The following is an 11,675-nucleotide window of genomic DNA, read 5'->3' on the forward strand; positions in this document are numbered from 1 at the left end:
TTTATTATTATGAAACTGAAAATTCATGCTCGATTGCCCGAATGGCGGGCAACAGCGGGGCGCTTTGCTATTCCCCGCTGGCCTATGTTCGATATTTTTGAGCTGTAAGATAAACAATTGACTTCGATTCAAGATAGATTTTTGTTACTTTTTGCCAAAAAGTAATGTTTTTGTAGTTTTGACAGACCTGTGGTCCATCAAAACTACAAACGCTCTCCGAGGGGTCTTGCAGACGGCTAATCAAAAAATAAGAAAACAAAGAACGCACCAAAAATGGTGCGTCAGTCGTTTTTGTGTTATAATGAAAGCAAATATGAGGAGGTCTTTATCTATGATCGGAGACAATATAAAATCAATACGCCAGACACACGATTTAACACAACCAGAATTTGCTAAAATGGTCGGGATTTCACGCAATAGCCTGAGTCGTTATGAAAATGGGACCAGTACGGTTTCAATAGAGCTTATCGACCGTATTTGTCAGAAATTTAATGTCTCTTATATCGATATTGTAGGGGAGGACAAGATGTTAACACCTGTTGAAGATTACCAATTGACTTTAAAAGTAGAAGTGATAAAAGAACGTGGAGCAGCCATTTTATCGCAGCTCTATCGATATCAAGATAGTCAGGATATTGCTTTTGATGATGAAACAAATCCTTGGATTCTCATGAGCGATGATTTGGCTGAATTGATCAATACGAAAATTTACCTTGTCGATACTTTCGATGAAATCGAGCGTTATAATGGCTATTTAGATGGTATTGAGCGGATGTTAGACATGGTGTATCATCGGGTGGTGGCTTAATGAGGTTGGAAGAATTTAGTGAGGCTGCATTTCAGAAGGCCTTGCAGCGAACCATTCGGGCTTTAACCCGGGGAAAGATGCTTCCAGATCAACCGAAAGCTATCTTACTTGGTGGACAAAGCGGAGCAGGTAAGACGACTATTCATCGTATCAAGCAAAAGGAATTTCAAGGTAATATCATTATCATCGATGGTGACAGCTACCGTTCTCAGCATCCCAATTACTTAGCCCTGCAAGAAAAGTATGGCAAGGACAGCGTGGACTATACCAAGGGATTTGCAGGAAAAATGGTAGAGCATCTGGTTGATGAACTTAGCACACAAGGTTATCATTTGCTGATTGAAGGGACTTTGCGTACCACTCAAGTTCCTCGTCAGACTGCTCAATTATTAGCTTCGAAAGGATACCAAGTCTCTTTAGCTGTCATTGGTACTAAACCAGAGCTTTCTTATCTCAGCACCTTGATTCGTTACGAAGAACTTTATGCCATCGATCCCAATCAGGCCAGAGCAACACCAAAAGAACACCATGATGGGATTGTAGAGCATTTGGTTGGTAACTTAAAGGAGCTTGAAAGCGATAAACTCTTTGACCAGATTCAGATTTATCAAAGAGATAGGACTTGTATCTATGATTCTGAAACTGATGAAGGTTCCGCAGCAGAAGTTCTTCAAAACTGCCTTTTCGGGGAGTGGAGTAAAGTTGAGGAAGAGATGATGAAGGTTGGACAGGAACGGTTGAGGGAGATGAGTAAAAGTAATGGAAACGATGTATAGTTATATGCAGTATCTAATTCAAGAGGAATTCCTATCATCGTTTAAAACAGGAGAAGAAAATTCAAATTAGACAACAACAGCTTCAAAAATAGGTTTGAAGGTTTTGATTATCTAGTTGAAATGAAATGGGAAAAAATCCAGTAAATTCTTTGAAAATTGCCTCTTTAAAACAAAAAGTTGATACAAAACTAACTTCAACTCGAGGACAGTTTCTTTCAATAAACGGTTTTAGAGATGAGGTAATTCAAGACTTTGCAAATAGAGATAAAATTTTATTTATGGATGGCCAAGAGTTGTCTTATATTCTAGAAAATAGAATTACTTTATACGAAGCTTTAAAAGTCAAGATAGTTGGCGCTTCTAAAACGGGTAATCCCTATGTATCAATTGTTAATCAATAGTAACCTTTATCAAAGAAGGGCTTGGCTCTATCTTAATGATGTAAAAAATTTCTGAACTGAGATTTGGATAAGAAGCTTCAATTCACCTAGTATAAATGTTCAAAATTCCAACATCTTCTTGTTTATTTTTGATATAATGTAATAAAACAACAAAGGATTAAACATGAATAAACGAGAACGACTAGAAGAAATTACACGATTGGTAAACAAAAAAGGTACAGTTCGAATCTCTGAGATTGTTGAATTGCTAAATGTTACTGATATGACTGTTCGACGTGATTTTATTGAATTGGAAGAGCAAGGTGTCTTAACAAAAATTCACGGCGGTGCTAGAAGTAATAAGGCTTTTCAATATCGGGAATATTCCCATTCTGAGAAACACATTCAAAATAAGGAAGCCAAGCAAGAGATAGCGGAAAGGGCTGCACAGCTGATAGAAGATGGAGACACGGTATTTTTAGGTCCAGGAACAACAGTGGCCTTTCTGGCTGAGGCCATTAAAAATCCTCGCCTAACAGTCATCACAAACTGTATGCCTGTTTTTACCATCCTATCTCAAAAGAAGACCGAGGAGTTTCAAGTCTTTCTTCTGGGGGGAGAATATCGCCAAGTGACAGAATCTTTTGTAGGAGAAATTACCAATACAAGTTTAGAAAAAATGCGATTCAGCAAGATTTTCTTTTCAGGTAACGGACTTAAGGGAACTGATGTCATGACCTCTACTCTAGCTGAAGCCTATACGCAAAATATTGCCATTAAACATTCTTTAGAAAAATATCTACTGCTAGATGCCTCGAAAATTGGAAAAGATGATTTTACTTCCTTTTGTGATTTGAATGATGTAACTGCTCTAGTGACAGATATGAATGCAAAGGATGAAAATTACCAATTATTAAGTAAGCACATCGAAATTATCACTACAAAATCATAAAGTTATCAAAACCAACAGCGAAATGTTGGTTTTTTGTTTGTATACGAAAAAAATAAACAAAAATAAAACAAAATATGTTGACTTTATGTTTATTTGGGTGTATAATTTAAACATAAAAAAGCGAAAACGCTTTTTCTAAGTTTTGCAAAACAAAGATTTTCTGCCAAATATGGCTACAACTTTCTATTTTTGTTAGGAGATAGGTTATGACAATCATTATCGGTGCTGATCCAGCGGGTTCAAAACTAAAAGACGTTATTAAAGATTATTTGCTAGAAAAATCATATGACTTTAAAGATGTCAGTGATGGAAGTGATTTTGTTGATACAACTTTGGCAGTAGTTGCAGAAGTTAATCAACAGGAAGGAAATCTTGGCATTGTGATTGATGCTTATGGTGTTGGTCCATTTATGACCGCAACTAAAGTCAAAGGCATGATCGCTGCAGAAGTTTCAGACGAACGTTCTGCCTATATGACAAGAGGACATAACAATTCGCGTATTATTACAATCGGTAGTGAGATTGTAGGAGAGGGAATTGCTAAAAATATCGTTAAAGGATTTGTTGAAGGTGAGTATGATGGTGGCCGTCACCAAATTCGTGTCGATATGCTAAATAAAATGTGCTAATTGTTGTAAACGAAGGAGAATAAGAGATGAAAATTGCAATCGGTTGTGACCACATTGTAACCTATGAAAAAATTGCTGTGGTAGATTATTTGAAAAATCAAGGATATGAAGTATTGGACTTTGGGACTTATGACAATGTTCGTACTCATTACCCAATCTTTGGTAAAAAAGTTGGTGAAGCTGTTGCAAGCGGACAAGCAGATTTGGGAATTTGTATTTGTGGAACAGGTGTTGGAATCAACAATGCTGTAAACAAGGTTCCTGGTGTTCGCTCAGCCTTAGTTCGTGATATGACCTCAGCACTTTACGCTAAGGAAGAGTTAAATGCCAACGTCATTGGTTTTGGCGGCAAAATTACGGGTGAGTTGCTCATGTGCGACATCATTGAAGCCTTTATTAAAGCAGAATACAAACCAACTGAAGAAAACAAACGTTTGATTGAAAAGATTGCTGCAGTTGAAACGCTCAATCAAGAGCAGGCTAATCCAGAGTTCTTTACTGAATTTCTTGAAAAGTGGGATCGTGGAGAATACCACGACTAGGAGGCTCACATGATTTTGACGATCACTTTAAATCCGTCAGTTGATATTGCCTATCAATTAGATACCTTTCATTTAGATACGGTTAATCGAGTAGAAAAAGTTCAAAAAACAGCTGGAGGCAAGGGGCTCAATGTCACACGAGTTTTGAAACAAATCGGTGAAGATGTTGTAGCAACAGGCTTTATTGGCGGTGAGACTGGAAGTTATGTAAAGAAACAACTCACTCGAAAGGATATTAAAAATTCCTTTGTGGAAATTGGGAGCGAAACACGTAACTGTATTGCGGTTCTTCATGATGGCAAACAGACGGAGATTTTAGAACAAGGACCAACTATTCAAGAACACGAAGCCTTGAATTTTATCGAACATCTTGAAATTATTCTGAACAACGTAGATGTAGTTGTCATTTCAGGAAGTTTGCCTAAGGGACTTGCTAGCAATTATTATGTTGAGATTGTAGAACTTTGTAAAAAATACGGTGTAGCTGTTGTTTTGGATTGTTCTGGTGAGGCGCTGAAAAACGTTTTAGAAAGCCAGCAGAAGCCGACAGTTATTAAGCCGAATACAGAAGAGTTATCACAACTGATTGGTAAAGAAGTTACTGATGATATTCAAGAGTTGAAATCAGTTTTGTCCGGTCAACTTTTCCAAGGAATTGATTGGATAGTCGTCTCATTAGGGGCACAGGGGGCTTTTGCCAAGCATAATGACAAGTTCTATCGTGTCAGAATTCCAAAAATCAAAGTCGTCAATCCAGTAGGATCAGGAGATTCAACTGTTGCAGGTATTGCATCAGGTTTGGTACATGCTTTACCTGAAGCAGAATTATTAAAAAATGCTAATGTTTTGGGCATGTTAAATGCCCAGGAAGAACAGACGGGTTACGTCAATTTAGATAGTGCAGAATCGTTGTATTCTCAAATCGAAGTCGAAGAGGTATAATATGGTAGTAACAGCAGACAAAAGAAAATACATGGAAAAAGTAAGCAATAAAGCAGGTATTATTTCAGCTTTAGCATTTGACCAACGTGGAGCCCTGAAAAAAATGATGGCAAAACATCAGACAGAAGAACCTACTGTGGAGCAGATGGAAGAACTAAAGAAACTAGTTTCAGAGGAATTAACACAGTTTTCTTCCTCAATTCTGTTAGATCCTGAATTTGGTTTGCCAGCATCACGCGCCCGTGACGAACAGTGCGGTTTGCTCCTCGCTTATGAAAAAACTGGCTATGATACCAGCTCTACTAGTCGCTTACCAGATTGCCTAGTAGAGTGGTCTGTAAAACGACTAAAAGAAGAAGGGGCAGATGCCATTAAGTTTCTACTCTACTATGACATTGATGGTGATCCATATGTCAACCTTCAAAAACATGCCTATATTGAACGCTTGGGTTCAGAATGTCAGGCTGAAGGTTTACCATTCTTCTTGGAAATTTTGAGCTACGATGAAACGATTGAAGACAATGCCAGTGTGGAATTTGCAAAAGTCAAACCTCGAAAAGTAAATGAGGCTATGAAAGTATTTTCGGATGAACGCTTTGGAGTAGATGTTCTCAAGGTAGAGGTACCTGTGAACATGAATTTTGTAGAAGGCTTTGGAACAGGGGAAGTCGTCTATACAAAAGAAGAAGCAGCTGAATATTTCCGTCAACAAGAAGCGTCAACTAACTTACCCTACATTTATCTAAGTGCAGGTGTTTCTGCTAAGCTTTTCCAAGATACTCTAGTCTTTGCACATGAAGCAGGTGCTAAATTTAACGGTGTTCTCTGTGGTCGTGCGACGTGGGCGGGTGTTGTGCCAGTCTATATTGAACAGGGTGAAGAAGCTGCGCGTGAATGGTTACGTACTGTTGGTCGTGAAAATATTGAGGGACTTGATGCAGTCTTGTCTCAAACAGCAACTTCTTGGCTAGAAAAATAATTAAAAAAATTACCATTTTCTTAAAAGAAAGGGTTTACATTTTCTGAGAATATGCTATAATAATCTCATCAGCAAGAATAGAGTGGATTGTAACTAATTCGATTAGGCAAGACTACAAATGGATTTGAGAGTAGGATATTCTCGGTTTGTTTGTAGTCTTTTTTTGCTTAAAAATATAGGAGGGATATATGTTTAGGATTATACAGTCACTAAATAATAACGCTGCCCTGGTGAAGAATGAACATGGGGAACAGGCAGTCGTGATGGGATTAGGTATAACCTTTCAAAAGAAAAAAGGGGATTTAATTGTTAAGGACAAGATAGAAAATATTTTTTCACTAAAAAATGATGAGGCCAAAGAAAATTTTCTAACCTTATTAAAAGATATTCCATTAGATTTTATTTCGGCAACCTACACGGTTATTAATCATCTGGTAGAAACTTATCATTACCCTGTACAAGAATATCTATATGTGACACTGACAGATCATATCTATTGTGCATATCAGGCGGTTTTAAAGAATACCTATCAAGAAAGTAGACTACCCAATATTTCAGCCGAATATCCATTGGAATATAAAATGGCGCGTGAAGCCTTAGCTATGTTTCGTGAAAAGTTGCTAAATGATTTTCCAAATGATGAGATTGGTAGAATTGCACTTCACTTAATCAATGCAAAAGGTGAAACCATTCATCCCACAAGTGAAGAACATGACATCAGTAAGAAAATTATTGCTGAGGTTGAACAAATTTTGATAGAGAATGGGATTAAACGCACAAAAGCAAATAGCAATTTTTATGATCGCTTTATGATTCATTTGTCCTATTTTCTGAGTTACTTAGATAGAACCCATCAGTCAAATGAATCGATTGCTAGTTTGGAACAGTACATCAAGCTCCAGAATCCAAGAGCCCATCAGGTTGGAAGTCAGATTTTTGAGATGATTACATCATTGGTTGATGAGCCAGTAAATGATAGTGAAAGGTTCTATATTGTGTTACATATTCAACGGTTATTGTAAATCAATTCAATTTTAAAAGGAGGTTCATGTTATGAACAGAGAAGAAATTACTTTATTAGGTTTTGAGATTGTTGCATTCGCTGGTGATGCTCGTTCTCGTTTGATGGAGGCACTGGCTGCTGCTCAAAAAGGTGATTATGCAAAAGCAGAAGAACTAGTTGAAGCTGCCAATGCTTGTATTGTTGAAGCCCACCATGCTCAGACAAGTTTGTTGCAGAAAGAAGCGGCTGGTGAGGATTTAGCCTTTAGTGTGACGCTCATGCATGGTCAAGACCATCTCATGACCACATTATTATTGAAAGACATGATGAGTCATATGATTGAACTTTACAAACGAGGTGATAAATAATGAATAAATTGATTGAATTCATTGAGAAAGGGAAGCCTTTCTTTGAAAAGATTTCGAGAAACCCTTATTTAAGGGCTATCCGTGATGGTTTTATCGCTGCCATGCCGGTTATCTTGTTCTCAAGTATCTTCCTATTGGTGGCATTCGTGCCTAATATCTTTGGCTTTACTTGGTCTGATGAAGCAGTTGCGGCTATCATGAAACCTTACGGTTATACAATGGGTATTGTAGCTGTCTTAGTTGCAGGAACGACCGCAAAATCTTTGACAGATGCTTTTAACCGTCAATTGCCAAAAACCAATCAGATTAACTTCATTTCAACCATGATTGCCTCAATTTCAGGTTTCTTATTACTGGCTTCGGATGGTATTGAAGGTGGATTTGCCAATGGTTACATGGGAACTAAGGGACTTTTGACAGCCTTTCTGGCAGCCTTCATTACGGTTAATATCTATAAGGTCTGTGTGAAAAACAATGTCACCATTCGTATGCCAGACGAAGTTCCACCGAACGTATCCCAGGCATTTAAAGATGTGATTCCATATGCATTGTCTATCTTTGTCTTGTATGGAATTGATCTTGTGACACGTCAATTCCTTGGAACAAACGTTGCTGAGGCGATTCTGAAATTATTTGAGCCTCTGTTTACAGCCGCAGATGGTTATGTTGGTATTACAATTATCTTTGGTGCCTATGCTTTGTTCTGGTTTGTAGGGATTCATGGTCCATCTATTGTGGAACCAGCAATTGCAGCCATTACTTATGCCAACATTGAAACCAACTTCCAGCTTCTACAGGCAGGTCAACATGCGGATAAAATCCTGACTTCAGGTACTCAAATGTTTATCGTGACAATGGGTGGTACAGGTGCTACCTTGGTTGTGCCATTCATGTTTATGTGGTTGACTAAGTCTAAACGAAATAAAGCAATTGGACGTGCTTCAGTTGTTCCAACCTTCTTTGGTGTAAATGAACCGATCTTGTTCGGTGCACCACTTGTACTCAACCCAGTATTCTTTGTTCCATTCATCTTAGCTCCAATTGCTAACGTATGGATTTTCAAATTCTTTGTTGATACGCTAAAAATGAACAGTTTCAGCGTCAACTTGCCATGGACAACTCCAGGACCATTGGGGATTGTAATGGGAACAAACTTTGCTCCACTTGCCTTTGCACTAGCTATCTTATTGGTAGTTGTCGATGTACTTATCTATTATCCATTCTTGAAAGTTTACGATGAGCAGATTCTCGCTGAAGAACAATCAGGGAAAGTTGAAAATAGCTTGAAAGAGAAAGTGGCAGCTAATTTCAATACTGCCAAAGCGGATGCTATTCTTGAAAAGGCTGCAGTCGATACCGAAATTTCTGAACAAACAAATGTTTTGGTACTTTGTGCAGGGGGTGGTACAAGTGGATTACTTGCCAACGCTCTAACGAAAGCTGCAAAAGAATATGGTGTTCCAGTTACAGCTACAGCAGGAAGTTATGGGGCACACCGTGAGATTTTGCCAGAGTATCAATTAGTCATCCTTGCACCTCAAGTAGCATCAAACTACGATGACATTAAACAAGAAACTGATGCATTGGGTATTAAACTTGCCAAAACTGAAGGGGCTCAATACATTAAACTCACACGAGATGGTCAAGGTGCTCTTGACTTTGTCAAACAACAGTTCTAGAACCTGTATTCACAGTTCAGCACTTCCATCTAAGGCTAGTTTTTCAGCTATTCATCGTTAGTTTTTTTCAAAATACAGTCAGTATTCCCTCAAAAAATCGCCTTGATTAGCGAAAAACTATCTCTTATATACAAGCACTTCACTTGTGAATACAGGTTCTTAATCAAAAGGGGAGGGAGTTATCATCTCCAACTCCTCCCCCTTTATTTATTTTTGATAGAAGAAGGTAGGCATATGGTTAAAACATTACCGAAAGATTTTATATTTGGTGGAGCAACTGCTGCATATCAGGCAGAGGGTGCTACACAGACGGATGGAAAAGGTCGTGTTGCATGGGACAAGTATCTAGAAGATAATTACTGGTACACTGCGGAACCAGCTTCTGATTTTTATAATCGTTATCCAGTTGATTTAGAGCTAAGTGAACAGTTTGGGGTAAATGGCATTCGGATTTCGATTGCTTGGTCTCGTATCTTCCCAACAGGCTTTGGAGAAGTGAATCCAAAGGGAGTAGAGTATTACCATAAATTATTTGCGGAATGCCATAAGCGTCACGTAGAACCATTTGTAACGCTTCACCATTTCGATACACCAGAAACGCTACATTCTAATGGGGACTTTCTAAATCGAGATAACATTGAACACTTCGTCAATTATGCAGCGTTTTGCTTCAAAGAATTCCCTGAAGTTAATTACTGGACTACCTTTAATGAAATCGGTCCAATTGGTGACGGACAGTATCTTGTAGGTAAGTTCCCGCCAGGTATTCAGTATGACTTAGCTAAGGTATTCCAATCTCACCACAATATGATGGTTTCACATGCCAAGGCAGTTAAGCTTTACAAGGATGCTGGATATAGCGGAGAAATTGGTGTTGTACACGCATTGCCAACGAAATATCCTTATGATCCAACCAATCCTGACGATATTCGTGCAGCGGAACTAGAAGATATTATTCATAATAAATTTATCCTCGATGCTACATACTTGGGTTACTATTCTGAAAAAACGCTTGAAGGCGTTCGACATATTCTGAAAGTAAATGGTGGGGAATTAGACCTTCGTGATGAAGACTTTGCTGCCTTAGATGCCGCAAAAGATCTGAACGACTTCTTGGGCATCAATTACTATATGAGTGATTGGATGAGGGCTCATGACGGTGAGACTGAAATTATCCATAATGGTAAAGGGGAAAAGGGAAGTTCTAAGTATCAAATCAAGGGAGTTGGTCGTAGAGAATCTCCAGTCGATATTCCAAAAACGGACTGGGATTGGATTATTTACCCACAAGGTCTTTATGATCAAATCATGCGTGTGAAAAATGACTATCCAAACTATAAGAAAATCTACATCACTGAAAATGGCCTAGGCTATAAAGATGAATTTGTAGATGGTACAGTCTATGATGACGGTCGAATCGACTACGTGAAAAAGCATTTAGAAGTGATTTCAGATGCTATCTCAGATGGTGCCAATGTTAAAGGTTATTTCATCTGGTCCTTGATGGATGTATTTTCTTGGTCAAATGGATACGAGAAACGATATGGTTTGTTTTATGTTGACTTTGATACCCAAGAACGTTATCCAAAGAAAAGTGCTTATTGGTATAAAAAAGTAGCAGAAACACAGGTTATTGAATAAAAAAGTAATACAAGGATGCTTAGCTCAAGTTAGCATCCTTGTTTTCATATAAGGGAGGCAGTTTTTATGCTCGAATTAAAAAATGAGAACTTAACAGTACAATTTTCTGAATTAGGTGGACAAATTATTTCTATTAAAGACAAGGATGGTATCGAATATCTTTGGCAAGGTGATCCGACCTATTGGAGCGGTCAAGCACCAGTTCTATTTCCGATTTGTGGAAGTTTACGAAATGATTGGGCTATCTATGAACCTGCAGAAAGACCGACATTTACAGGCACAATTCCGAGGCATGGACTTGTGCGAAAAATGATGTTCAAAAATGTAAATAGTACTGAAAACTCTTTAGAATTTTCTATTTCATCAAACGAAGAAACCGTAAAAAATTACCCTTTTGAATTTGAACTTTCGATTAACTACTCACTACTTGGCAATACAATTCGAACTGAATATCGGGTGAAAAACCTTGAGGGACATAGAAAGCTACCTTACTTTATTGGTGGTCACCCAGGTTTTAATTGTCCCTTGTTGGATGGTGAGAGTTATGAAGACTATTATTTAGAATTTGAAAAAGTAGAATCTTGTACAGTACCTAGAAGTTTTCCAGAAACTGGCTTACTTGATCTGCAAGATCGCCGGCCATTCTTGGAAAATCAGAAGACCTTGGACTTGTCCTATCAACTGTTTGAGCATGATGCCATAACATTGGATCAGTTAGCATCACGAAAGGTAACCTTGAAATCAAAAAATCATCAGAAGAAACTTTCGATTGCATTTGATGATTTTCCATATTTAGTGATTTGGTCAACTACAAATCAGAGTCCCTTTATCGCATTAGAACCATGGAGCGGACTCTCTACATCATTGGAAGAATCTGACATATTCAATGCCAAACGAAATATTAGTTACGTTGCTCCAAAAGAGGTTGATACAAAATATTTTGATATTATTATTGAGTAACCTTTTGAAAATGTTT

Annotated in this window: 13 protein-coding genes; all 13 read left to right on the forward strand. The window is 38.0% G+C overall.

The window, feature by feature from the left end; genetic code table 11:
- Positions 1-331 precede the first annotated feature (331 nt).
- The 13 genes from pezA to C1G49_RS01015 all read left to right on the forward strand — a co-directional run bounded on the left by pezA (position 332) and on the right by C1G49_RS01015 (position 11,659).
- Positions 332-808 (forward strand): type II toxin-antitoxin system antitoxin PezA, encoded by a 477-nt coding sequence (gene pezA / locus C1G49_RS00950; RefSeq protein ID WP_105124277.1) that lies wholly within the window; start codon positions 332-334, stop codon positions 806-808.
- On the forward strand, positions 808-1,584 hold the full coding sequence (gene pezT / locus C1G49_RS00955; protein WP_105124278.1) for a type II toxin-antitoxin system toxin PezT: 777 nt from the start codon (positions 808-810) through the stop codon (positions 1,582-1,584). Before pezA ends, pezT begins: the two co-directional genes overlap by 1 nt.
- A gap of 125 nt (positions 1,585-1,709) precedes the next feature.
- Complete coding sequence (locus tag C1G49_RS00960) at positions 1,710-1,985, forward strand: hypothetical protein (RefSeq protein WP_238142261.1); 276 nt, start codon at positions 1,710-1,712, stop codon at positions 1,983-1,985.
- Positions 1,986-2,148: 163 nt separating this feature from the next.
- The gene (locus tag C1G49_RS00965) at positions 2,149-2,916 is read left to right on the forward strand and encodes a DeoR/GlpR family DNA-binding transcription regulator (protein WP_024381344.1); all 768 of its coding nucleotides are present in this window, start codon (positions 2,149-2,151) and stop codon (positions 2,914-2,916) included.
- Between the two features lie 206 nt (positions 2,917-3,122).
- On the forward strand, positions 3,123-3,545 hold the full coding sequence (gene lacA / locus C1G49_RS00975) for a galactose-6-phosphate isomerase subunit LacA (RefSeq protein ID WP_002935225.1): 423 nt from the start codon (positions 3,123-3,125) through the stop codon (positions 3,543-3,545).
- 26 nt (positions 3,546-3,571) lie between these two features.
- Positions 3,572-4,087 (forward strand): galactose-6-phosphate isomerase subunit LacB, encoded by a 516-nt coding sequence (lacB, locus tag C1G49_RS00980; RefSeq protein ID WP_018031055.1) that lies wholly within the window; start codon positions 3,572-3,574, stop codon positions 4,085-4,087.
- A 9-nt stretch (positions 4,088-4,096) separates the two neighbouring features.
- Positions 4,097-5,029: a tagatose-6-phosphate kinase gene (locus C1G49_RS00985; protein WP_105124279.1), complete on the forward strand. Its 933-nt coding sequence runs from the start codon at positions 4,097-4,099 to the stop codon at positions 5,027-5,029.
- Position 5,030: 1 nt separating this feature from the next.
- Positions 5,031-6,008 (forward strand): tagatose-bisphosphate aldolase, encoded by a 978-nt coding sequence (gene lacD, locus C1G49_RS00990; RefSeq protein ID WP_105124280.1) that lies wholly within the window; start codon positions 5,031-5,033, stop codon positions 6,006-6,008.
- 188 nt (positions 6,009-6,196) lie between these two features.
- Positions 6,197-7,030, forward strand: a complete 834-nt coding sequence (locus C1G49_RS00995) for a PRD domain-containing protein (RefSeq protein ID WP_105124281.1) — start codon at positions 6,197-6,199, stop codon at positions 7,028-7,030.
- Positions 7,031-7,061: 31 nt separating this feature from the next.
- A complete protein-coding gene (locus tag C1G49_RS01000) occupies positions 7,062-7,379 on the forward strand; it encodes a PTS lactose/cellobiose transporter subunit IIA (protein WP_003048451.1) in 318 nt (105 codons plus the stop codon).
- Complete coding sequence (locus C1G49_RS01005) at positions 7,379-9,058, forward strand: lactose-specific PTS transporter subunit EIIC (RefSeq protein ID WP_002941140.1); 1,680 nt, start codon at positions 7,379-7,381, stop codon at positions 9,056-9,058. Before C1G49_RS01000 ends, C1G49_RS01005 begins: the two co-directional genes overlap by 1 nt.
- A gap of 234 nt (positions 9,059-9,292) precedes the next feature.
- Positions 9,293-10,699 carry a 6-phospho-beta-galactosidase gene (gene lacG, locus C1G49_RS01010; RefSeq protein WP_105124282.1) on the forward strand — a complete coding sequence of 469 codons (1,407 nt, stop codon included), beginning with the start codon at positions 9,293-9,295 and terminating at the stop codon, positions 10,697-10,699.
- Positions 10,700-10,765: 66 nt separating this feature from the next.
- Complete coding sequence (locus C1G49_RS01015; protein WP_105124283.1) at positions 10,766-11,659, forward strand: aldose 1-epimerase family protein; 894 nt, start codon at positions 10,766-10,768, stop codon at positions 11,657-11,659.
- Positions 11,660-11,675 lie beyond the last annotated feature (16 nt).

This window comes from Streptococcus suis (genome assembly GCF_002960625.1).
GTDB classification, from domain to species: domain Bacteria; phylum Bacillota; class Bacilli; order Lactobacillales; family Streptococcaceae; genus Streptococcus; species Streptococcus suis_T.